The following is a 23,880-nucleotide window of genomic DNA, read 5'->3' on the forward strand; positions in this document are numbered from 1 at the left end:
GGCGGAGGCGTTTCGCTCGGCGGAGGCGTTTCGCTCGGCGGAGGCGTTTCGCTCGGCGGAGGCGTTTCGCTCGGCGGAGGCGTTTCGCTCGGCGGTGGCGTCTCGCTCAGCGGCGGCGTTTCGCTTGGCGGTGGCGTTTCGCTCGGCGGCGGCGTCTCGCTCGGCGGCGGCGTTTCGCTTGGCGGCGGCGTCTCGCTCGGCAGCGGCGTCTCGCTCGGCGGAGGTGGCTCGCTCGGCGGCGGTGGCTCAACGCTTGGCGGCGGCGGCGGCGGAACAATCGTCGGCGGTGGCGGCGGCGGCGGCAGAAGCGGCTTGGTGATCTTGAACATGAAAGTGGGGAACGGAATCGGCGGAATCGCCCCGCCCCCGCCACCGCCACCGGCACCACCATCCCCGCATCCAGGATTCAGTTGCAGCGGCGAACCCTGAACCACGACCTCGTTACTGCCAACGATCCGGATCTTCGTGCCGACCAGCTTGATCGTGCCGTCAGCCGTCATGTTGATGGCCGACGCACCGCACACGATGGAAAGCGCACCACCGACGTTCAGCGCATAGGCGCCGCCCACCGACGTCGACATCGCACCGCCCACCGCAATCGCATACGCCCCCCCGACGTTCAGCGCACAAGCACCGCCGATCATCGTCGACTCGGCGCCGCCCACTGCGTAGCTTGCGGCGCCGCCCACGATGCTGCTGAACATGCCGCCCACCGCACGCGTGTGCGTCAACCCTACGCCGATCGACAGATTCACACCGACGGTGTGCGATTCGTTGTTCTTCGTCAGGCGGTTCATGTCCCGCTCCGCCTGCATGTGGAATTCCTCGGCCCCCTTCTTGTCTTCGAACCGGATGCCACTGTAGTTTTCGCGGCCACCCGTAATCGTCTTGCTCTTGAAGCCGCTTTTCGTGGCTTCCGCAGGCAGGTCCCACGGCGGCGGCGTCACGGTGTTGTACAGGCTGCCGAGAATCAACGGACGATCCGGATCGCCGTTCATGAAGCCGACGATCACTTCCTGCCCGATGCGCGGGATATAGATGCCACCGAAATTCACGCCCGCCCATGCCTGGCTGACACGGACCCAGCACGAATCCGTCGCATCGTTGCGCGCATATCGGTCCCACAGAAAGCGTACCTTCACGCGGCCGAACTCGTCCGTCCACACTTCGTGTCCCGGCGGACCCACGACGATCGCCGACTGAGGACCACTCGTGGTCGGCTTCGGTGTCTCGCGCGGCATCCGGAACACTTCGCTCGTCGGCTGCACGATCAGCTCGTTATTGCATTCGTACCGGTAACCGCTCCCGGATTCGTCGGCAATCTCGGTCAGCATCAGCGCCGCTTCGATGATCAGATACTCGCGGTTGGCCTCTTCGTGCTTGTGTTTGGTCAGCGTGAAGGTCTGGCCGCACGCGACGCCGCGCACATTGCCCTTGCCGAACGCACGCGTGCCGGGAGCACGGCGCTCTTCCATCCGGACGCGACTGATGAGGTCGCCATGCTTGCTGTCGGTATAGTCGCCCGGCCACTCGAACAACTCGCCTTCGCCCCAATTCGTCTCGCGCGGCTGATGGTTCGACGTCACGAGCAGCGCCCGCGGCCGCGTGAAGTCGAAATCGTCGACTACCACGCGCCCCGGCCGCAGCGATTCATCCGTCGAGAAATAATTCAGATACTCGATGTCGATCTTGCCGCCTTCCGGGTGATGCCGAATTTCGTGATAGGCGGCACTCGGCGAGCGGCGATGCGCGCCGATGTGATCGCACAGCACGAGCCGGTGCTTGCCGTCGGAGTGCTCGAAGAACCAGTAGATCCCCCACTCTTCCATCAGGCGCTGGATGAAATCGAAATCCGTCTCGCCGTATTGCACCTGGAACGCCCGCGGTTCATTGCGCGTGCTCTCTCCCTGCACCGTGTACTTGTCGACGTCGAGGCGCTTGTCGACCGGATACGGGTAATCGCTCAGCACGGTGTCGATGATCTCGACCACCGTCTTGTCCTGAAAGATCTTGTAGTCGCTCGTCAGCGTGGCGAGCCAGAGCCACGGCCGCAACACGATGCGGTAAACGTTGTAGCGCCCTTCCGTGCGCAGGAAACCCGCTTTCACGACGAGGCCGCTGATTTCCCGCCCGCCGGCGCCGACACCACCTTCCACGCCCGTCCCGATGCCCTCCAGTTGCACACTGACGGTCATCTCGGTGCCGATCATCGCCTTCAAATCGAGATTCGCGCTGGTCGACAACGGCACGTGGAAATCGTCCGGCGTGCGCAGCAGCAACTCGTACGCGTAAAGTTTCCCGAGATGCTCTCCACCGCGAAGCGACAGGAATCGGAGCGCGGGCTTGCCAAGCAGCCGTGGCATCGCATCGCTGCGAATCACCACCGTGCGCTCCTGATTGATCAGTCCTTCCGAAGAATTGATTGACATGCGATCTATTCGCTCCCACTCACCCAAAACAAAGATGCGCCCGCGCGCATTGGCCTATATCCGCATGCACGCCGTATGGCGCCGTCGTCATGCGATTCACCTGCATCATCTGCTGGACGCGCGCGCCGGATACAGGACACGGACCGCCGCCAGCTTCAGCAGCACGTCGATCAGCAAATCGGCGCCGATGCTCGTCGCGGCATCGACCAGATAGCTTGCAGCCAGGTCGAGATCGCCCGGCTCGCGCGCATCGACCACTTTCCGTCCGAACGCAACGACGCGGCGCATGCAGTAGACCGCCCGTACGTCCGGAACCGACGGTGCGCCGTCCCCGGGATCGATTCCAGCGACCCACTCGACCGGCGCCGCATGTACACCCAGCCATTCGGCCAGCATGCTCGCGATCGTCGCCAAGTTGCCGTTCGCGCATAGCGCCGCGACTTTCGCGTCGTCCACGTCGCGCAGTTGCCACGCAGCCAACCACAACGTGCGCTCGAGCTTCTTGATATGCGGCATGCGACGAAACGCGACAATCTCTCGATATTCGCGATGCCGGCTGCGCAGGGTCGTGCAATTCGAAGCGATTGCCCGCTCGAGCGCGCGCGTGCTCTGCTCGTGCTCGCACGGCAATTGATCGAACGTGTATGTATCAGCATTCCGTATGTTCATGAGTCCGCTCTTGCTCGATATCGACGGCGCAATTCGATTCCGGTTCGTCCGCACCGCGCGTGATAGCTGCGTCGCGCGCCGGCGAACTGGCGATCCACCACTGATCGACGAAACCGCCGCGATCGTCTTGTTGCCAGAACCATCCGCCATCGCTCTGCGTCGTGCATCGCGGCCAAGCCGCCCAAGGCGCGTTCGACACGCCGGTCAGCACGCGCGCAGGATCGTCGCCGCGGTTCGCCAGTTGCATTTCCGGGCGCGCCGGGCGTGCGGCCGCCTTTCGGCCGCGCCCGCCCATGCGCGGCCACGCGAATGCGTGCGCCGCATCCCATACCGCATCAAGTTGCGCGTACAACGATGACGCCAGGGTGTCCGGGTCTGCCGGTTGCGCACGCGGCGGCACGTACGCGGCCAGCACGCGCGCCATCTGGAACAGCACACCGCGCGGCTCGCGCAGTCTGCGTTCCAGCCAGCGGCGCGACACGGTGCAGCACACGATGCATGGATGCGGCCGTCCGGCCCGATCGCGCGAAGCGGCCATCACGCCGACGACATGCCGCCCGTCGCCGAACGGCGAACATGCGGGCGCCAGCACGAAGCTCCACGGCAACGCATGTGCGCCGTGTTCGCCGGACAGATGCGCGATCCATTCGGGATGACGCGTGAGCCAGTGTTGCCATTGGAGAGCCTGCGCGACGGTCGTGCGGTGCCGGATCTGCTCGACCGACGCGGGGAGACGCCCCCACAACGCCGGTATGCCGACCGTCACGCGAGCCCCCCTGGGCAATGAAAGCCCGTCAGCAGATTGCTCGTCAGAGGATTCGACTGGCCGCTCGTCATCAGCTCGAGCGCCGCATGCCGGCCGTCGAAATCGAATGCGAGCGTCAGACGGCTGGCCGATGCCGTGCCGGTCAACCGGCCGCGCTCGATCAACCGGAACAGCGCCCACGGCCCCGTCGCGACGATCGTCGACGTATCCGGGCGGATCGCCGGCCGTGCCGAGATCTCCGCTATCGCACCGCCGCGCGGTCCGGGCCAACTCAACGCGAACGGTGTAACCGGGCCGTGCACATAGCGCTGCGTCTGACCGTCGACGTCGATCAGCAATTCGGTGATCTCCGGGTCGACCGCGGCCACCTTCGCATCCATCTTCCACGCCATCCGCTTCGCACCTTGATCGCGGAAGAACACCTCGCGGATCGCGGCCGCGCGCTCGAACGGCGCGAGGCTGGGCCCCTTGATCGGCGGCATGCCGGGGCTCAGCGACTTGTAGCGCCACGGCTTCGCGTTCGTATCGACATAGCTCGCCAGCGATTTCTGGAAGAACTCGTCGAACACGCCGCCGCTCGCGAACATCCGGTTGAAGTCCTCCACGTCGACTTCCTGACTGCTGCGCACGAACGGGTATTTGCCGTCGATCGTGCGCCGACAGCTTTGCCCGACGCTCGTGTCGACCTGCATCGCGAGCAGCCCGCCGACCTCCTGCCCGACCTTGTCCGCCACCTGCGTCGCGATACCGCCCAGGACGAGCCGCAATGGCGCTGGCAGCTTTTCGGCTTCCGTCTGCAGTGTCGTGCCGATATCCAGCGCCGGCGGCATGCTGTTGGCCGACAGTGCGTTGCTCGCAACGACGAGACGCGTGTATTGCTCGTTGATCAACGTCAGGATCGCGTCGAGCTGCAAGGCCTTGCCGCCCACCGAAATCGGCTTGTCCGTCATAGCCGGACCGCTGCCGGTATCGGCCTGGCCGGTGGTGACCTCGCGCAGCGCGGCAAAGCGGTTGTCGACGAACTCCTTCTCGAGCCGCGTTTCCGGACGCTGCGCGGCGATCTTCCCGGCTTCGATCGCCGCAGTTCGTGCCGCCGACGATCTCCGGCCAACCGCTGCCAGCGCGAGGTCGTTCAGCGACGACGGGTCCTGCGCATTGATGACCGACAGCGACGTTTCCCTGACCACCGCACGCGCCAGCCTCACCAGCGGCGAATCGGGCGCGGCGAGTGCGCGCAGCGTCGCCTGGTCGAGCGCCAGCGTGCCGTCCCGCCCGTTCTCGCCGCTCGTGGCCGGCCGAATGTCTGCGAGAAATTGCTGCCAGTAGTTCCCGTAATCGATCAGATACTGGCGGCGAATCTCGTCGGCGAGCGACGATCTGGCCGCCACGATACGCGTGCCCTGTATCGATGCCACCAGATCGTTGCGCTTCGACGGCCGCCCCATGACCCAATCGTCATCGTCCTGCGCGCGCGCGAGAAATTCAGGCAGACGCTGGCTGAACAACGCGTGATAACCGTCGTACGTGTAAAGCCCCGGCACGCCTTGCTCGAAACGCGACCCATCCACCAGCTTGAAGAGCGATGCGCCCTGCAACCCGAGCGCCTGCGCGAGCGTGAAGTTTTCGGGCGCCTCCTTCTCCATCGCGCCGATCGCCCGTTCGTACAGCCGCTTCGGCGCGGGATTCTGGCTCAGGAAGAGGCGTGCGCGCTGCACGAGCGCCGCATCCTGCTTCATGGAAGGCTTGACAGGGCGATCGTCGACGAACAGCGCGTCCAGGTGTCGCGTCATCGCATTGCGGCCGCCCATCGCCGCCGCGCTGTCGGAGCGCTCCCAATCCCGCAGCACCCAGGCCCGGACTGCCTTCGCGTCGTAGCGCTCGGCGTCGTACAACATCAGGTAAATAGCCAGCGTCCGGTATACATCGTCCGAGTTTTGCGCCGCGAGCTGCGTGTTCAGGTCGCCTTCGACGCGCGCCACGATCTGCGGCAGCAACGTTTGCTGCAGCAGGCTCAGATAGGTCGTATCCGACGCCGAGACGATGGCCGGGACGACGTAAAGGCCGTAACGGTACGCAAGACCAGGCGCGTCGAGATCGAGATCGCCGTGACGCGGCAGGTCCCTCGATCTGTCCAGCAGACCGCCGATCGCCGCCGCTTTCGGCGCCTTGCTGTATGCCGCAGCCTGCGCAGCCAGCGCCGATGTCTTGCCGGAGATCGCAGCCAGATAGTTCCGGTTGTTTTCGTAGCTCACCGTGAGCGAGAACGCGAGCCAGACGAACAGTGCCATGGTCAGCAGATGGCCCGCCCAGCGCATCGTTCTGAAGCGAATCTCCCACTTCAGATCCGCGCGGACCAGATGCGCCTCCGGCACGATCACGTGCTGGAACACGTTGCGCAGAAAGAAGCTGCGATGCCCGGCGATCGCGTCGTCGCCGCGCGCTTGCGCCGCCGTGTCGCTTGCGGTCCGCAGGCGCGCCATCTTGCGCCTCAGGCGCTGCAGCACCGTGTCGCGGTCGACGGTCATCACTTGATCCGTCTGCTCCGCGCTCGTGAAATAGACGCCGCGCAGCATGCTCTGCAACTGCGCATCGTCGTAACGGGAATCGAGGAACACGAGTTCAACCAGATCCGCGACGAGCGCCGACAGACTACGGAACTCCTGCGCCAGCGGATACAACCGCTTACGGCGATCGCCCTCGTATTCTTCGAGCAAGCGGTTGTTCAAGCCGGCGTCGGCCCGAGCTTCGAGCAACGCCAGTTCGCGCATGCAGTGACGTCGCAGTCCGTCGACACTCGCCGCGCCCGACTCGTCGCACGGCAGCGTGAAACCCCAGATCTGCGTGCGACCGTCCGCCGTCAGCGACTGGAAATACTCGGTAAAGCCCGGCAGCAGATCCAACTTCGTCACGAACACGTACACCGGGAATCGAATCCCGAGTTGCTGGCGCAGTTCGCCGAGCCGCGCCCGCAAGCTCGCTGCGAGCGCAGTGCGCTCGACCTCCGAACGGTTGACCAGATCCGCGACGCTCACGTTCAGGATCGCGCCGTTGAGCGGCGCGCGCGGCCGATGCTTGCGCAACTGGCCGAGCAACTCCTTCCATTCCGCGGCGTTGACGGCCGTAGCCGTTTCGTCCTGCGCGTCATCCTGCTCGACATAGCGACCTGCGGTATCGATCAGCACCGCTTCGTTCGCGAACCACCATTCGCAATTCGCGGTGTGTTCGATCCCGTGTGCGGCCACTGCGCCCATCTGGTCGGTCAACGGAAACTGCAGACCCGACCCGAGGATCGCGGTCGTCTTCCCGGCCCCCGGCGTACCGAGCATCATGTACCACGGCAGCCCGTACAGATGACGGTCCACCTCAAGCAGGCGACGCCATCCCAACGTGCCGCCACGCAAGCGCTTCAACTGTGCAATGGCCTTCGACACCACCATCGCAACCGCACGCACCTCGTCGCGACCGATTTCGGCCGGCTGGTCCCCCTTCGGCTCGAGAAAGCGCTTCAGTAGCGCGTCATTCGACCGCAGCGCCTGCCACAGCCTGTACAGGCCGTAGAGCGCGTAGCAGAACACGATCGCCGCGACGATCAGCACGCGCACCCAGATCGGCTCGAGCGGATGATGCTCCGCGAACCCGAACAGCGGGCCGACGTGCCAGAGCGCAACGCAAAGCGCGATCACCCAGATGGGACTCAGCGGCCACCTTCTCAGCCACAGGACGAGCAGGGCAATCAACAGCGCGATCACGATCGAGCGGATCACCGCGCCGGCGAACGGATGCAGTTCGCCGAACACGAACAGCGGCCCCAGAAACCAGACCACCGCGCATGCCAGCAGAATCGCCACGCACGCCAGCATCCGCCACGAGACCAACCATCTGAAAAGACGTTTCAAATAAGACATGCTGAATTCCGGTACTACAGGGTGACCATGATTTCGACGCGACGATTAAGTGCTCTGCCGGCCGCCGTCGCGTTGTCGCCGATCGGCTGCGTGTCACCCTTGCCGATCGCGCGAATCCGCTCCGCGGGCGTACCGTCTCGTTGCAGGATTTGCGCGACAAACGCCGCGCGCTTTTCCGACAGAACCTGGTTGTTCGCGAAAGCCGCGCTACGAATGGGCTGGTTGTCCGTATGCCCGCTCACGAGCACGTTGCCCCCGACGCGCGCCACTTCGCTCGCGACCTTGTTCAGGATCGGCTCGATCTCCGGCAACACCACGCTCTGGGCCGACGCGAACATCGAATCGCCCTTGAACACGACGATGCTGCGCCGGTCGTCTTCGTCGACGGTCAGCAGGCCGCGCGCGATCTCGTTCCTCAACAGCTGCGACAGGCGCAGACGCTGCGGCGCGGACGCCAGCCGCTCCTTGCCGATCGCGAGAATGCGCGTCTCCAGCAGATGGCGTTCGGTCAACAGGCGGTACTGGTAGAACACGAACAGTGCGAACAGCAGGAGCGCCGCAAACGCGACGGACGCCCATACCGGCACGCTGCGCAGCAACGGCAGTTTCCCGGGCGGCGCACCGCGCCAGTGCGGCGACAGCTCCGGCTGCAGCGCGTCTCGCGCGCCGGTGATCAGTGTCCACAGTCGCTGGCGAATCTGCTCCAGATAGCGGCGCCCGTCGGCCATCACGCTGTAGCGCCCCTCGAACCCGAGACCCAGCACGCGATACAGGATTTCGAGGATGTCGACGTACTCCTGCGGATCGGTCGCCATCCGACCGATCAACAGGAAGAACTTTTCGCCGCCGTCGACTTCGCCCTCGAACGTGATAAGCAGGCTCCGCGCTGCCCATACGCCGCTCCCGCCCCAGCTGGTGCGGTTGGCCGCCTCGTCGAGCGCAGTGCACAGACAGTAGCGGACGACCGCCATGTGCTTCCACGGCAGATCGACCTTGTCGCATACCTTCTGGAACAGGTTGACTTCGCGCACGAGCAGCGTGCGCAGACCTTCCACTGCTTCGGACGTATCGAGCGTCGCCGGCATGTCGGCAAGCATTCTGAGCAACGGGCGCGCCGCCTCGAGCAGCGGATTCGCGGCTGCCCGCACCTCGTCGAGACGCTGCTGAATATCCACGACTGCATCGAACTCGCCAGGATCGACGGGCGCGCTTGCGGCGCGCCTGTCATCTCCGACGCGTTCCTTCTGCGGATCGAGTACCGTCCCGGAATCACTCGCGAGAAAGTCGAACGCGTCTTTATCGAACGTTCCGGAGTTCATTTATGCCGCACCCCCCAAAGTTCAAGTTTCAACTCGGGGAAATGGCCGGCGATGTGCATCGCGAGCCCGCCTTGTTGCGCGATCTGCTCCCAGAACGGTCCGCTGCGTGACAACTCGTAGTAGATGTAGCTCGAATTGAACGGAATCTGCCGCGGCGGCACCGGCAGCGGCACCATCGTGAGCCCCGGAAGGTGCGAACGAATCAACTCGGGCAAACGCTGCGGCTGGCTGATCTTCGTCTGCGCGGCGAATTGCTGCTGGAGCACGTCCGGCGACATCTGCGCGCCAACCGCCAGCACGAGGCTCGAATAGCCCGAAAGTTCGGCCGGCATCACCGCGGCAACGCGGATGCCGTGCGGCTGCTCGGTGAGCGGGATCGGCTGCGCACCGCGGATCAGCACCTGGTTGAGCAGATAGTGGACCTCCTCCACGAGCGGCCGGATGCTTGCGTACAGTTGTGCATGATCGTAGCCGGGAGTCGGGAGAGGACGTCGCGTCTGCGGACGCACGAACGTCGACAGCTCGCCCGCCATGATCGCAAGTTCGCGATAGAGCACCATCGGCGGCGTCTCGCGAATCCGGCAGATATGTTCGAGCAACGGCTCATAGCGATTCAATACCTGCAGAAGCAGATAATCGGCCACCTCGGCCGCCGCGCCCGCACGCCCGTCGCTACCGGACAGACGGGTGGCCAGTGCGTCGGCTCGCAGTTTCGTGAGGCCATGCAGTTGCGTCGCCCATTCCCGCAGCAGCGGATCGGCGCCGTACCGGCTGACCGGCGGAATGTGATCGGTGACGTGCAGCGACACCGATCCGTCCGCGTGCAAGGTCTTGATGCGCGTGAGCGCGATGCCGATCCACGACTGCGTCAGCTCTTTCTCCGGCAGCAGCCGCAGGCGCAGGTTCGCCAGTTGCACGGGCTTGGGCCCCTGCCCGATCGTGTTGCTGTCCCGCAGTTCGTTTTCGAACGCCAGATAGCGGGCCAGCGACGCCGTCTCGTCGCGGAACACCGTCTCCTCGGTATTGGGCTGCCGCAACGGGACGGCCAGATAGATCACCTGGTTCTGATGCTCGGGCACGATCGTCAACGGCGGCGGCGGCGGCGCATGCGCCGGCACGTCGAACGGCGTCCCGTCGGGAAACACGCCCGCACCGCTCTTGAACACCAGCTTGCCGAACGCCAGCGACTCCTGATCGATCTCGAACTGACTGAAGCCCCAGAAGAACGGGCTGAGCGGCGCGGAACGCTTGTGCGCGAAATGTTCGAAATAGCGCTCTTGTTGCTGGAACAGCTGCGGCAGCAGGAAAAGACCCTCGCTCCACACGACCTTGTTATGCCAACTCATGTCAATCCAATTCAGTTACCAGAACGGCCCGCTGGCCGATATCCGCGTTCAATTTGATCTTTGTACGTGCCGTCAGCACTCGAAGCCATGCCTCTTCCGGTGGCGGCGGCAAGCGATACGTGCCGCGCCACACCGATTTGCCGAGGTCGCGGTATCCGGCCAGCACGCCGATCGCCGTCGTCGCGCTATTCACGCGCCGGCGAATATCCCGGACGTCGCCCGGACGCAGCACGAACTCGTCGATCGCGATCGCGTCTTCGCCCAGCACCTTCTTGCTGTCGTTCTGCAGCGAGAAGAAGTCGGCGTTGTCGAACGTATAGGCCGACTTCAATTCATAGATCCGCACCATGATCGGCGCAGGCCGCCCAAGCTCGTCCGGATTGACGCCATCGCTCACCTTGATCTTCAGATTCAGCGACGCGGCCAGCTCCTTCCGGCTCGGCACGCCTCCGCACGCAGCAAGCGACAGAAATGTCAGTCCGGCCGCGATGCGTTTCAGCGCATTGCGGCGCGTCGCCATACCAGGCGGAAATCGAGAAAACATATGGAAGATCCTGTCGTACCCGGGGCAGCCGTTGACCGAGGCCCCCACGCATCGCGAAGACGCCTTGGTCAACGGCTTGCGATGCCGCCCGCGCACGCAGGCGGCATCGCCCTGAACTACGGGCGTTGACGGTTAGGCCGCGTTCCGCTTGATGTCGAACGTCGCCGTGATCGCACCGCCGCTGCCGCCTTGCGCGTTCTGCACGACGTATTCCTGCTTCAGGCGCGAGAACGACAGGCGAACGATCTCGCGCGGACGCGATTCGTCAGCCGCGACGCCAGCCGGGCTCACCTGCGTCACCAGCACGTCGTTCATCGTCAACATGATGTATTCGAGCGGATTACCGCCGGCCTTACGTACCGTGAGCTTCGCCTGATCGATGTGCTTGCCCAGCAGACAGTACTGAATCAGGTTCGGGCTCGCACGGTCGATGTAGTGTTCGAACTGCAGATCGTCGACGGTAGCCCGGCCCGCCCCGCCGCCCGAGCCCAGGTGCATGTTCGATTGCTGCGATACGTTCCACGACCAGCTCAAGACCTCGATTTCGTCATGGTGAGTAGCATCCTTGGATTCGCCGTCGATTCCGTTGATCTTGAGGAAAATGTCGTGTGCCATGGCATCACTCCTTACGTCTTGGTTAAATTTTTTGTACAACTAACTTTGTGATCAGGTGTATTTACAGAGCGCCTGATCACCACTCCCCGGGGTCGAACACCGCATTGGAATATCCCGGACGAAGCCCTCCGTCGACGCGATAGTCAAACGCGCTTGAACGGGTTCCTGCTCAGCAACCGGGCCCTGCGGCAACCGCTCGCCGGATCAGGCGGCGGCCTTGACCGACGGAAGCTTTGCGACAAGGCGCAGCGACACCGTCAGACCTTCCAGCTGGAAGTGCGGGCGCAGGAAAAACTTCGCCTGGTAGTAGCCGGGGTTGCCTTCGACTTCTTCCACGACCACCTCGGCAGCAGCCAACGGACGACGCGCCTTGGTTTCCTGCGACGAGTTCGCCGGATCGGCGTCAACGTAGTACATGATCCATTCGTTGAGCCATTGCTGCATTTCGTCTCGCTCCTTGAACGAGCCGATCTTGTCGCGCACGATGCACTTCAGGTAGTGGGCGAAACGCGAGCAGGCAAACAGATACGGCAGACGCGCGGACAGGTTCGCGTTGGCCGTCGCGTCCGGATCGTAGTACTCGGCAGGCTTCTGCAGCGACTGTGCACCGATGAACGCCGCGTAATCGGTATTCTTGCGGTGAATCAGCGGAATGAAGCCGTTCTTCGACAGCTCCGCCTCGCGCCGATCGGAAATCGCGATCTCGGTGGGGCACTTCATGTCGATGCCGCCGTCGTCGGTCGGGAACGTATGGCACGGCAGATTCTCGACCACGCCACCGCTCTCGACACCGCGAATCAACGTGCACCAGCCGTAGTGCTTGAACGAGCGATTGATGTTCACCGCCATCGCGTAAGCCGCGTTCGCCCACGCGTATTTGCGGTGGTCCGATCCGTCGGTCGACTCCTCGAAATCGAACTCGTCGACCGGATTGGTGCGGATGCCGTAAGGCAGGCGCGCGAGGAAGCGCGGCATGGCGAGACCGATGTAGCGCGAGTCTTCGGAATTGCGCAGCGAGTTCCACGGTGCGTACTCGAGGTTCTGCGTGAAGATCTTGGTCAGATCACGCGGGTTCGCGAGTTCCTGCCACGAATCCATCTGCAGCACGGACGGCGACGCGCCCGTGATGAACGGCGCATGCGCAGCCGCCGCGACCTTGCCGATCGACGCCAGCAGATCGACGTCCGGAGGCGTGTGATCGAAGTAATAGTCGGCCACGAGGCAGCCGTACGGCTCTCCGCCCAACTGGCCGTACTCCTCTTCGTAGATCTGCTTGAAGAACGGGCTTTGATCCCAAGCCACGCCCTTGTAGCGTTTCATCGTGCGACGCAGATCTTCCTTCGACACGTCCATGAAGCGGATTTTCAGCTTCTCGTCGGTTTCGGTGTTCGTCACGAGGTGATGCAGCCCGCGCCACGCGCTTTCCAGCTTCTGGAAGTCGTCGTGGTGCAGGATCAGGTTGATCTGTTCCGACAACTTGCGATCGATCTCGCCGATGATCGCCTCGATGCTCTTGTAGGCATCGTCCGACATCGTCACCGAATTGGCCAGCGCCTGCTCGGCGAGCGTCTTGACGGCGGATTCCACCGCCTCGCGCGCTTGCTCCGTCTTGGGCTTGAACTCGCGCGACAACAGTGCGTTGAAATCCGATTGAGCTCCGACCTGCGCCTCGGCAGCGCGCGCCTGCGATTCACGTACAGCCATTTTTTACCTTTACCTGTGTTAGATCGTGGTTTAGCGTCCAGGGCCGCGTCACTGCTCTTGCGGTTCCTGAGCGTCCGGCTTCCGTGCTTCGGGCTTGGGTGCCTTGGCGAGCGCGCTCAGCAGCGCCGGGTCCTTCAGCACCTTGCTGACAAGGTTTTCCGCGCCAGACTTGCCGTCCATGTAGGTCTGCAGATTGGCGAGCTGCGTGCGCGCGTCGAGCAACTGCGACAGCGCATCGACATTTCTCGCAATCGCCGCCGGCGAAAAGTCGTCCATGCTTTCGAACGTGATGTCGACCATCAACTGACCGTCGCCGGACAACGTATTCGGGACCGAAAACGCGACGCGGGGCTTCATCGCCTTCATCCGCTCGTCGAAGTTGTCGATGTCGATGTTGTAGAACTTCCGATCGCCGACGGGCGGCAACGACTCCAGGGGCTTGCCTGACAGATCGGCGAGCACGCCCATCACGAACGGCAGCTCCACCTTCTTTTCTGAGCCGTAGATCTCGACGTCGTACTCGATCTGGACGCGCGGAGCACGATTTCGCGCAATGAATTTCTGTGCACTGCTGGATATGGCCATAAACTTTCCAGATGGATTCAGATTGGGAAAAAATCAATGAGCGAATGCTCGTCCGTTTCGCCCTTTCAGCGTAAACTCAGCGCATATTAAGACACTCGTCGGCGCCCTTATATAGGACCAGTACTAACTTAATGGGCGATAATTGGAGATATAATAAATATTTGAAGAAACGCTAATCTCAATAAATCGACGAATTGAAAAAAGCGGCCTTCGGCCGAGATAGATTCATATCCGGCGTGACTGCGCGGCCGGCTTGGAGCGGTCGAGGTCATCCAGCAGGCGAGCGCCGCCGCAACCGCGCGGAACACTTCGGCGATGACGCGATGCGCTACCGCGTCGAGCGCATCCCGGCGCCTTCAGCGACGCAAGCCGTCCGGAATCAGCGAAATCTCGACGCGCCGGTTCAGTGCTCGGCCCGCTTCACTACGGTTGTCCGCAATCGGGCGGATGTCGCCCATTGCCTGAATCGCAAAACGCGTGACCGGCAACCCGCCCTCGACGACGAGCCAATCGCGGATCGCGCGCGCACGTGCCTCGGATAGCCGAAAATTCGCATCGGACGAGCCCTCGCTGTCCGCATGCCCTTCGATCAGCACGCGCTGGTCCGGATTCTCTCGAATCAACCGAAGCACATGTGCCAGTTCGCGATGCGCGTGCGCGGGAGAAAAGGTTGCCTTGCCGCTTGGAAACAACGAAAGGCTATCGATCTGCACGGTCGTGAGCGGCGGCCGATAGGTTGCCAGCGCCATGTCGACGCGAGGCAACAGCCCACGCCCCGGATATAGCCCCCAACCCGCGCCGAACGGCGCGCCGTCGCGCAGGTTGCGCGCCACCTCGTCACGTACCGCGCGCAACTGCTCGAACGAGTCGATCGATGCAGTGATCCGGACGGCCGGCGTATTCCAATAGGCGGACAGATCGTCCGCGATCTGCTCGACGAGCCGATAATTCACCGCGCCCGATATCGCCACGGCCGCGGTGACGGTCGTCACGCTCGACAGCAGCACGTGCGACGCGAGCGGCCATGTCCTCCAGCTGACCGCCGACGGAGCCGGCGGCCTCCGGTCCGTATCGGCCGACGCGGACGCGGACGCCGACGCGCGAATACGCGGCAACGGAAGCGGCCCCGCGACCGGCTTCGTCATGCACGGTTGCAAGCCCGTTCTCGCGATCAGCCAGCGCGTCCACGCGCCCGGCCGAACCGGCGTATGGTCGATGTCCGCCAGCGACGCACCCTGCAGCGCAAACGGCACGGTATTCGACAACGCGGAGATCGACGATAGCAACGCCGCTTCGTCGAGCCACTCGAATACCGCAAGCCCGAGTGCGCTTCGGACCGCCGCCTCGGCATGCCGCGACTCGGCAAGTTGGCGACGAATCACCGGCAACCGGTCGGAAAGACCGATCGCGTCCTTGGGGCGCGGAGCGTCGGATCCGAGCAAATCGCCAAACCATCGCGTTTGCGGCATGCCGTCCTCGCCAGGGCCCAGACATGCGTAAACCGCGACATGACACGGCAGTACGCATTCGGGATGGCAGTACGCCGCCTGCAGCGCAATGCGCCACTGCGCGAACTCCTTGCGCAATACGCTTTCGTCGTCCCCCTCCGGTACCACGGGCAGCAGCGCGGCGTCCGGGAAACGGCCTCGTGCCGCCTTGACCTGTGCCATCACGTCGTTGAGCCGCGCCGGCGTATCGGCCAGCAGCCACACCGCCTGATCGTCGCGCGTGAGCGTTGCTCGCCCGCGATCGCGAGGAAACAGCGCGGCCGCGTAAGGCCCGACGACGACGATCACCTCGAGTTCGCGCGCCGCGTTGCCGATTTCCTGTGCAGCGGAGTCGTCCGAAGCCGCCGCCGGACGCCGACGCTCGGACCACGTGACAACCCACATCGCCAGCGCGACAGCCGATCCGATGCATAGCGCGCTCAGCCAATCCGGCAGCCCCGCGAGTGCCCATGCACCACCGAACACGACGATCGGCATTGCAATCCAGACAAGTCCGATCTTCTTGATTGATCGCATGCTCATTGGCGTCCTCCGTCGCTGTTCTGCGTCAAGCGTGGTCCGGAGTCGGGCAGACGCTCCACCGCACGCCGCAACGAGACGTCGCAGAAGATCCAGACGGCCGCCAGCGCCACCGTCGCAAGCAAGATCGGCCGAAGCGGCCCATATGCGCGTGCCGCAACAGTCGCAACGGAGCGCGCCGGCCACGGCAGCCGCTGCGTGCGCACATTCTCCATGTCGGCCGCGCGCGGCTCGACCTCGGATGTCACGCGACGCTCTGCTTCCAGGCACGCCCGAAAAGCGTCTGCCTGATGTGATGGCCCAAGCCCGAGCAGCGCCGTATACATATTCAACAGCGGCGCTTCCGAATACTGTCCGTCCGGCAACGCGCCGATTTGCGCTTCAGACCGCGCCGCGATGCTGTGCGAACGATGAAACCGGAACAGCAGCGTCTCGCGCAGCCATTCGTCGCGCCTCGTCGCCGGCAGATGGCGCAGCGTCACCTCGTCCAGCAGCGCACATTGCGCGATGCCGACGTCCCGGACGACGTCGCTTGCTCGTCCGTCATCGCGCATCGCCTGCTCGAGCCGCTCGACCAGGCCGATGCATCGCGCACGCCACGCATGGACCTCCGGTATCGACGCGCCCTGCGAAAGCAGTGCGACATGCAGTACGGTCTCTTGAAGCGATGCGCTCAACGCGGCGCCTGAACTGTCAAATGTCATGCAAATAGCAGAAAAACTATCGATGGAACGCCATCAAGGCATCTGAATCACGAACGTCGCATACGTGCGAACCGCGCCGGCGCGCGCCGCACCGGTCGCGTAATACTGCGCGCCGAACGGCACCAGTGTTGTAGTCGACTCATCCAGGTTCACCGTCTGCATCGTCGCCGCATTGCCGATCTGAATCGGCGACCCGTCACCGTTCATCAACTGAACCTGGACGTTTTTGGCACTCGCAGGATCGTTTGGGGTCTCGACGTCGAGATTGCCGTTCGCGTTCGTCGTGGCGCCCCGCTGAAAATAAATGCGCACCGAATCGATGCTGCCGTCGCAGCGCAACGGAATGGTGAAGGCAGTGGAACCCGCGGTTTGCCCCGGCGACGTCAGCGACGACGTCGAGATCCGTGGCAGCTTGACCGTCTGATTTTCCTGGCCGCCGACGATCGTGCACGTCACCGAATTGTAGGAACCCTGAAACTTGACCGTGACGGTCGGATTGCCGGCCCCCCAGGCCGTGCCTGCGGCCCCCACGCTCATCGCGACCGCGGCGCCCGATGCAACGCAACGGATCCATTTCGAAGCATGTATGCGAATCATTTTGTCCACGTGTCCCGTGCCTCACCTTGATGCGGGCGCATCATTGCATCGCCGCCGTGTCGCAGCGCAAGCGCACGCGCGTCGCCATCTTGACCTTCCCCGCATCCGCTGTTGCCGCCGGAACCGCATAGGGCAAGGTGCACCGATCGGCAGCGCTGATTCCCCACTTCGCGGTCAGTTCGCCGGAACCTTCCAGCCCGCGCAGGAATGCCATGCCGCCCTGACCGACACCGCCGACCGATTTGCCGGACGCGTCGAACAATTGAGTGCCCATCGGCAGCGGCGAGCCATCGTTCCGCTCCATCGTCGCGAACACGGGGCGCCCCCGCACCGTACTCATCTTTACGAAGACGACCGAGTTGTAGCGCGGCACCACCTCCTCGCTCGTGTTCCCGAGCTCTACGTCGTCGGGGAGCTTGGCCGGGTCGATCTCGACCGTGTTGACGCGATACGGCATCAGTGACGGAATCACCGCGTAGCCGAATCGATCGATTGACGCGCCCTGGCCGTTGACGATCTGCCCGCCGGTTGCGCCCTTCGCCTCGATCAGCGCAGCCGCCTGACCAAGCGGCGGGCTCAACGTGACGCCACCCCGATGGATGATCATCGCGCCGTTGGCGCCCATCGACGCCTGACGCATCCGATTGCTGAGCGACGCGTTCGCACTGTACGTGCCGACGGCCGACCGATAGGTACCGTACCCGCCGAACGACGACAGCGCATTGGTATCGCCACCGGCGATACGCGATGCAGTGATCCCGTAGCTGAACGGCGCGATGGTTCCCTTGCTGCCGGACATATCCATCTGAATGGCGCTGTTCCCGCTCGAATCTCGCGAGGCCGACGTGGTCAACGAATTGAAGAGACTGCTCTTCGTGTACGTCTGCTTGCCAAGCGGGATCGTGAGGTTGATCCCGACCTGAGTGACCGTTCGGTCGTCGCCGTTACGCGCGCGCTGCGCATACACGGAATATGACATCCGTCGGAAAGTGCTGTTGAACCCGACCTGAAACTGCAGATCGCGCCCCCTCTCCCCGCCCCAATAGTCCTGCGAACTGCCGGTGACGTAGATCGCACTGCGATCGCCCAGGCGCTGGTTGACGTTCAGCTGCAGACGTGTCCTGGCCCGATAGTTGTACTGATCGATCGAGCGATTCCAATCGTTTCGTGCGTTGACTGCGTCCTGCAGACTGAAGAAGTTCGACGTCGAATAGCGGTACGCGGCCACTGAAAAATTGGTTCCGGTCGGCACCACCATCTTGCTGTACGTGACACGCGAACTGAGGCCATGGTACGTGCGTCGGCCCGGCACACTCGCGTGTGCGGTTGTGACGTCGAACGCGAACGCACCGACCGACGTATTAAGCGCCATGCCGAACAGGCCCGAACCATAGCCGGCCGATGACAGTACGCCGGCGTACGCGGTCACGAGATTCGTGAGACCTCGCTGATAAACCAGTTGGGCAACCCACGGCTTCGTATCGACCGTATTGTCCCGATACTGGCCAACCGTCACGTTGAAGCGGTGCTGACCGGGCCGCAACAGTTGCGGAACGGCGGCAAACGGCACAGAGAAGCGCCGCACGCGCCCGTCGGATTCGGTGACCGTTACGTCGAGATCCCCGCCGTAGCCGGTCGCCGGCAGATCGTTGAACTCGAATGGTCCCGGCGACACGGTCTCCTCATAGACCGTATTGCCGCCCTGCCGCACGACCACGCGCGCATTGGTGTCCGCTACGCCACGGACGGTCGGTGCATAAGCCTGCAGCGAATTGGGCAGCATTCGATCGTCACTCGACAACTGGACACCGCGTACGCCGAACGAATCGAAAACCTCGCCGCTCGTGAAGCTGTCGCCGAGCACGATCTGGCTGCGTAACGCCGTGATGTCCCGCTGAACGAAGGTTTCGAGGCTGCGCCACGATACGCCGGAACTGCGGCTTGCCCAGTTCAGCGTCGAGCGATGACGAAAGCGCCACGGCCCGATATTCACGCCCGACTGCAGGCCGGTATACAAGCTGCTGAAGTTGTGCCCGAAAAAGTTGCTCTCGCTCGTGTATCCGTTGACGTTGTACTGCAGCAGCCCGACGTTGATCCCTTCGTCCCAGCGCGAAGGATCGACGTAGCCGTGCGCCGTCTTGCTCATCGCCGTCTGCGGGATCGTCAGATCGAGCTTCAGATCCGCGCTGTCGAACGTGTAGGTCGCATCGGGTATCGTCTCGCGAAGTGCCAGGCAGGCGTCGGGCGCTGATTCGTGCGCGGCCGGCGCGCCATCGTCGTCCTGCTTCGATCGCCGAAGTCGGCTCGCAAGCTTGTCGCCGTCGACACCGAATTGCTCGAGCATCGCGAGCGTGAAGCACGGCGCGGCAACGTCGCTGCCGGGCACCGCGACGAACGGCACGTCGTGACGTCCACGCCCTTTGCCGTTGACCGTTACTTCGACAGCGTAATTGCCCGGCTCGACCGGATTGCCTTTCGCGAAACGAGACAGATCGACGCCACCGCCAGCGAACAGTCGCGGGTTGAATGCGACCGCCGCCGGCTCCGACGGCGCGCGAGCCGCTACCTGCATCACCGGCTCCGTCGTCGCGCGAGCCGCTATCTGCATCACCGGCTCCGTCGTCGCACGAGCCGCTATCTGCATCACCGGATCGGACATGGTGCGAGCCGCCACGATCATTACCGGCTCGCCACCGCCTTGCGGCCCGACGTCGGACCCACCGAATTCCGCCGCGCTCGCTTCATCGCCGGGAAAACCGATGCCAAACGCCAGGCCGACCGCCAAAGCCACGCGCCGCCGGCGAAAGACGCTCAGATCGACATCATGGCTACTGCCAAGCGCGATATTTCTTGCTGCTTGAACCACTCTTCGATCCTCATCGTTTCCGAAACAGTCGGCTGGTTATTCGACGGTGGCCGAACCCGCCACCTCCGCACCGTAGTCGTTGAGCAGTTTGTACGAGACCGTGCCTCGCTCGAACGTACGATGCGTCCCCTGCGGTTGCGTGAGCAACACATGGTCGAACGGCGGAACCATAGCCGGATCAAACTGAATTTCCTTGTCGCCGGCCTTCAGCGCCACACGGCCGAACGACACGTAATAGGGCGACGGATTGTCGACGCGCAGGCTGCTTCGCCCTTTGTCGTCATGCGTGACCTTCCACGTCAGCGATTGCCCCGAAGGCCCGTCCTCAAGCGCGGCCGGCCTGAAAAACAACTTGATGCGAGTGCGAAATGCCAGTTGCAGCAGATTCGTTTCTTCCGCGTTGGTGGGCTGCGGCGGAATCTCCTGCACGTTGAGCCAGAACACCGACTCGCGATCCGCCGGCAGATTCGCGCCCGTATACATGATGCGCAACGTCTGCCCCTTTTTCGGCTCGACGCGGAACACCGGTGGCGTCAGCACGAACGGCACCTTGATCTGATCGGGATTGGCATCCGCATTCCCGTCGTCGATCCATGCCTGCACCAGCACGGGCGCCGTCTCGACGTTGCTCAATCGCACGTTGACTTCGCGATTTTGTTCCGGATAGATGACCCGCGTACCCGTAATCACGATCGCCGCCTGCGCCGACAGCGCCATCACGCCCAACGCAAAAGCCGCGGCGACGCCCTTCCATTTCCATAACCGCACGCATACCTCCTTGATCCATCGCCGCAGCGAACTCCGGAGGCCGAACAACGAATTCTCCGGAGCCCGCTTGCGGGCTACTTGCGATTCAAGATCACTGATACGCGAGCGTGTAGCGAGCGAAGGTGTTGACCTTACCCGCCTTGGTGGCGCCGGTCGCGTAGTACTGACCGCCGTAGAGCATCGTCACGCCGCGTGCGTCGCCCGCGCCCGTCACATCGAAGTACGCGCCCGTCGAGCCGGCCCGAATCCCCGTACCGTCGGAGTTCACCAACTGGACGACGACATTCGTCGCCGCGGTCGATGCATCCGTCAGCAGGTTCTTGAGGAAGCCGGTAGCCGGGTCCATGTTGGTCATCTCGAAGTGAGCGGCGACCTTGCTCACGTCAGCGGAGCACTTCTCCGCGGTGATATCGAACGAAGTCGAGCCAGCTGTGTCGCCCTTCTTCGCGAGAGTAACCGTCGAAACCTTCGGCAGCAGCACCTTCTTGTCTTCGTCCCCTGCCTTGATCGAGCACGTGCTCGCCGTCAGTTCGCCGTCGAACGTCACCTTGCCTTGCGTCACGGCCTGTGCGAATGCCGGCGATGCAGCCAGCGCACCCAGCAGCATTGCTACGGAAGCACCCAATACCTTCTTCTTCATTTAACACTCCTACTTAAATAGAAATATGCCGAACAGGTCGACCGGGTTCACGAGGCGTCATGCCGCCCATCTGCACCACGGTTATCTCGCTCAATCGAACCCGCGAAAAATATTATCAATCCCCCAATATCGGGGATATAGGACGAGTTCAAACCTCGAAGGAATACGAGCTGGCCGCTCGTAAAAGACCGAGTGAATTGTGTAATTTGTCAGGAAACGGATGACTCGCCCGTCGATGGCCGAGCGCGATCACGTTCGACGGTACATGCGTTCCGACGCTGCCGAAACGCGCGCCCCGTCGTGCGGGCAGCGACGCATGCTCGATCAGCACTCGGCAACGACGCGCGGCTTGCGCGGCAGTCGCCGCTTCGCCGCCGGTCGATCGTCCGCGTTCGGCCGCCACGCCGGTATCAGGTGGCGCGCGCCCGCGGCGCGGGCGGATCAGAACACGTGACTGATCGTCGCCGCGCGCTGTTGTTCGGCATCGACGGACGGCCCGCTCGACGCCAGGACAACGTTCGTCGCGACGTCGCGGTATGGGCGCTGCGGCGGCATGTCGACCGTGACGCTGCGATGCTGCGCGGCCGCCACCGGCGCCATGACGTTGTCGTAGAGCGGATCGCCTCGGCGAAACCGCCCATACCGTTGGTCGCCCACCGTCGTCATGGCCGCCGCACGCCAGCCGGTCTCACGCCCTGCAGCAACGGCATGCCCCGCGCCGCGTGCGGTCCGCGACGGCCCTCGTGCACCCATTGCCATCCGCTCGCTTGTCCCGGGCCGGACCAGCGCTGCAGCCATCTCCACCGCACTCGGCAAACCGGCGACGATGGCCGGCCGCTCCGGTGCGCGCGATTCGTGCGCCGATACGGTCCGTGTATCGGCAACGATCGTCGGAAGCCCTTCCGAAGCATGTCCGTTCTTCGTGGCCCGCGCACCACGACGGTGCTGGTTCCGTTCGCCCGAGCCATCGCCAAGCACCGCCGCCGTGGAGACACGCATCGCGACGCGCCGCGCTTCGGACGGGAGCGCGGCACCGCCTCGCGGGCGGGCGCCGAACTCCGGCGGCGTCCCGCGCTGCCCACCGATGCTGTCGACCTGGGCTACGAGCTCGGAAAGACTCGCCGACATCGTCGGCATCGCGGCCCGTTGGCCGTCGAGCGGCCGCGTCGATCCGGCCACGCGCACCGAAGGCGACGAGCGCGACGCGATCGCTGCGTCGCCGACCCGCGCTTCGGCGGGCACTGCGCGATCGTGCGCGACCGTCGGGATCGCCCCCGCCGCACGCGTCGCAGGCGCCGGAGACGCAGCCAAAATCGGCTTCAACGTATCGAGCAAGCCGGCCAGCGACCGCGGTTCGAGCGCTGCACGCCGCTCGGACAACGCGTGATAAGCGACCTCCGCGCCGAGCGTGGAGAATGCGATACCGGGCGGCACGGCGCGCTGCGAACCCGACAGACCGAACGGGAACCGCAAAACGAATGACGCGACGTCTTCGCTCGCCTCGGCCGCGACCGAGGACGGCGCGTCGGGCAACGGGTGTGCCCGCGCATACGCGATCTGATCCGCGTAAAACGGCACTCCGCCCAGGGAGCCGCCCGACGCGTCGCCGCCGTCCGCGCTCGCCGTGCGCACCTCGCCGGCCTCGTCGCGCACCGCCGCACCGCCGGACGCCGCATAGCGCGCGAGCGCATCGGCCACCTGATCGGCATAGAACGGGGAATCCGTCGCGCCGGCCAATTGGACCGCAGCGCCGGGCAATGGAGGCAGGTCCGGGGACGCGACGCGCGCCAGGCGCTCACCGTCGAGCATCGGCCCGCGCAACGGCTCGGCAGCGCCTGTATAACTGAGTACGGGGCCGCCGCGATGCGGCCGGAACAGATCGAATCGCTCGTCCGGCAGCGGACCATTCGGCAACGGCGGCCGGTCGGCCAAACTCTCGATCGCGACCGGGCCGCCGAGCAGACGATCGTCGAGCCCAATCGCGATGACCGGACGCCGCACCGGCGCGAACGGGGTCGTGCGAAACGCGGGCGGGATCGGGGCGGGAGCGGCGACGTTCTCTTCATCGACGCGAGACGGCACGGGCGGATCGGTCCGCGCTTCGACATCGCGCATGCGTGCCGGCGACGTCGACATCGCCACGCGCGCCGGCACCCTGCGCGGTACGTCCGACGCAGGCGCGCGTGCCGCCCCGGGGTCGTCCGGCGTACACGAACCGAGATACGGCGTAGCAACCATCAATGCAGCCGTCATGACGCCAGTGCCGCCCGCGCTTCGCTTCGCCCATTCCACCGCTGCGGCGCGCGCGCGTCGGCCTTTCGTGCTCGTTCCGTTCGTCATGCTCGTATCAGCCGCACCCACGCTCGCCGGTGCGCGCCCTGGTCCATTCCGGGTAA

17 protein-coding genes are annotated in these 23,880 nt (G+C 64.2%); all 17 read right to left on the reverse strand.

Annotated features, from left to right (window positions below; all coding sequences use genetic code 11):
- Positions 1-2,429, reverse strand: a 2,429-nt coding sequence (locus tag BSE24067_RS28965; protein WP_174904943.1) for a type VI secretion system Vgr family protein, incomplete at its 3' end; no start/stop codon positions are given.
- Positions 2,430-2,534: 105 nt separating this feature from the next.
- Positions 2,535-3,098, reverse strand: a complete 564-nt coding sequence (locus BSE24067_RS28970) for a hypothetical protein (protein WP_151064522.1) — start codon at positions 3,096-3,098, stop codon at positions 2,535-2,537.
- Complete coding sequence (locus BSE24067_RS28975) at positions 3,079-3,864, reverse strand: TagF domain-containing protein (RefSeq protein ID WP_244122351.1); 786 nt, start codon at positions 3,862-3,864, stop codon at positions 3,079-3,081. Before BSE24067_RS28975 ends, BSE24067_RS28970 begins: the two co-directional genes overlap by 20 nt.
- A complete protein-coding gene (gene tssM / locus BSE24067_RS28980; RefSeq protein WP_151064523.1) occupies positions 3,861-7,769 on the reverse strand; it encodes a type VI secretion system membrane subunit TssM in 3,909 nt (1,302 codons plus the stop codon). The genes BSE24067_RS28975 and tssM overlap by 4 nt, the downstream gene beginning before the upstream one ends.
- Before the next feature lie 14 nt (positions 7,770-7,783).
- Positions 7,784-9,088 carry a type VI secretion system protein TssL, long form gene (gene tssL / locus BSE24067_RS28985; RefSeq protein ID WP_151064524.1) on the reverse strand — a complete coding sequence of 435 codons (1,305 nt, stop codon included), beginning with the start codon at positions 9,086-9,088 and terminating at the stop codon, positions 7,784-7,786.
- Positions 9,085-10,434: a type VI secretion system baseplate subunit TssK gene (tssK, locus tag BSE24067_RS28990; RefSeq protein ID WP_151064525.1), complete on the reverse strand. Its 1,350-nt coding sequence runs from the start codon at positions 10,432-10,434 to the stop codon at positions 9,085-9,087. The genes tssL and tssK overlap by 4 nt, the downstream gene beginning before the upstream one ends.
- A gap of 1 nt (position 10,435) precedes the next feature.
- Positions 10,436-10,978, reverse strand: coding sequence for a type VI secretion system lipoprotein TssJ (gene tssJ, locus BSE24067_RS28995; RefSeq protein WP_151064526.1), 543 nt, complete (start codon positions 10,976-10,978; stop codon positions 10,436-10,438).
- A 132-nt stretch (positions 10,979-11,110) separates the two neighbouring features.
- Positions 11,111-11,593, reverse strand: a complete 483-nt coding sequence (locus BSE24067_RS29000) for an Hcp family type VI secretion system effector (protein ID WP_059573638.1) — start codon at positions 11,591-11,593, stop codon at positions 11,111-11,113.
- 204 nt (positions 11,594-11,797) lie between these two features.
- Positions 11,798-13,297, reverse strand: a complete 1,500-nt coding sequence (gene tssC / locus BSE24067_RS29005) for a type VI secretion system contractile sheath large subunit (RefSeq protein WP_151064527.1) — start codon at positions 13,295-13,297, stop codon at positions 11,798-11,800.
- A 48-nt stretch (positions 13,298-13,345) separates the two neighbouring features.
- On the reverse strand, positions 13,346-13,882 hold the full coding sequence (tssB, locus tag BSE24067_RS29010) for a type VI secretion system contractile sheath small subunit (protein ID WP_151064528.1): 537 nt from the start codon (positions 13,880-13,882) through the stop codon (positions 13,346-13,348).
- Between the two features lie 356 nt (positions 13,883-14,238).
- Entirely contained in the window at positions 14,239-15,912 is a 1,674-nt protein-coding gene (locus BSE24067_RS29015) for an OmpA family protein (RefSeq protein WP_151064529.1), read from the reverse strand.
- On the reverse strand, positions 15,909-16,586 hold the full coding sequence (locus BSE24067_RS29020) for a DotU family type IV/VI secretion system protein (protein WP_244130579.1): 678 nt from the start codon (positions 16,584-16,586) through the stop codon (positions 15,909-15,911). The genes BSE24067_RS29015 and BSE24067_RS29020 overlap by 4 nt, the downstream gene beginning before the upstream one ends.
- A gap of 60 nt (positions 16,587-16,646) precedes the next feature.
- On the reverse strand, positions 16,647-17,210 hold the full coding sequence (locus tag BSE24067_RS29025; protein WP_151064550.1) for a fimbrial protein: 564 nt from the start codon (positions 17,208-17,210) through the stop codon (positions 16,647-16,649).
- Between the two features lie 40 nt (positions 17,211-17,250).
- Positions 17,251-20,076 carry a fimbria/pilus outer membrane usher protein gene (locus BSE24067_RS29030; protein ID WP_151064531.1) on the reverse strand — a complete coding sequence of 942 codons (2,826 nt, stop codon included), beginning with the start codon at positions 20,074-20,076 and terminating at the stop codon, positions 17,251-17,253.
- A gap of 36 nt (positions 20,077-20,112) precedes the next feature.
- Positions 20,113-20,844, reverse strand: a complete 732-nt coding sequence (locus BSE24067_RS29035) for a fimbria/pilus periplasmic chaperone (RefSeq protein WP_151064532.1) — start codon at positions 20,842-20,844, stop codon at positions 20,113-20,115.
- A 91-nt stretch (positions 20,845-20,935) separates the two neighbouring features.
- Entirely contained in the window at positions 20,936-21,484 is a 549-nt protein-coding gene (locus BSE24067_RS29040) for a fimbrial protein (RefSeq protein WP_151064533.1), read from the reverse strand.
- 441 nt (positions 21,485-21,925) lie between these two features.
- A complete protein-coding gene (locus BSE24067_RS29045) occupies positions 21,926-23,416 on the reverse strand; it encodes a hypothetical protein (RefSeq protein ID WP_151064534.1) in 1,491 nt (496 codons plus the stop codon).
- Between the last annotated feature and the right edge of the window lie 464 nt (positions 23,417-23,880).

Source organism: Burkholderia latens, from assembly GCF_902499045.1.
GTDB lineage: Bacteria > Pseudomonadota > Gammaproteobacteria > Burkholderiales > Burkholderiaceae > Burkholderia > Burkholderia latens.

Excerpts from the sequence above, each read along its gene's own strand:
- BSE24067_RS28970 (WP_151064522.1), bottom strand. The coding sequence starts at position 3,098 with ATGAACATACGGAATGCTGATACATACACGTTCGATCAATTGCCGTGC.
- tssM (WP_151064523.1), bottom strand. The coding sequence starts at position 7,769 with ATGTCTTATTTGAAACGTCTTTTCAGATGGTTGGTCTCGTGGCGGATG.
- tssL (WP_151064524.1), bottom strand. The coding sequence starts at position 9,088 with ATGAACTCCGGAACGTTCGATAAAGACGCGTTCGACTTTCTCGCGAGT.
- tssK (WP_151064525.1), bottom strand. The coding sequence starts at position 10,434 with ATGAGTTGGCATAACAAGGTCGTGTGGAGCGAGGGTCTTTTCCTGCTG.
- tssJ (WP_151064526.1), bottom strand. The coding sequence starts at position 10,978 with ATGTTTTCTCGATTTCCGCCTGGTATGGCGACGCGCCGCAATGCGCTG.
- BSE24067_RS29000 (WP_059573638.1), bottom strand. The coding sequence starts at position 11,593 with ATGGCACACGACATTTTCCTCAAGATCAACGGAATCGACGGCGAATCC.
- tssC (WP_151064527.1), bottom strand. The coding sequence starts at position 13,297 with ATGGCTGTACGTGAATCGCAGGCGCGCGCTGCCGAGGCGCAGGTCGGA.
- tssB (WP_151064528.1), bottom strand. The coding sequence starts at position 13,882 with ATGGCCATATCCAGCAGTGCACAGAAATTCATTGCGCGAAATCGTGCT.
- BSE24067_RS29015 (WP_151064529.1), bottom strand. The coding sequence starts at position 15,912 with ATGAGCATGCGATCAATCAAGAAGATCGGACTTGTCTGGATTGCAATG.
- BSE24067_RS29025 (WP_151064550.1), bottom strand. The coding sequence starts at position 17,210 with ATGATTCGCATACATGCTTCGAAATGGATCCGTTGCGTTGCATCGGGC.
- BSE24067_RS29040 (WP_151064533.1), bottom strand. The coding sequence starts at position 21,484 with ATGAAGAAGAAGGTATTGGGTGCTTCCGTAGCAATGCTGCTGGGTGCG.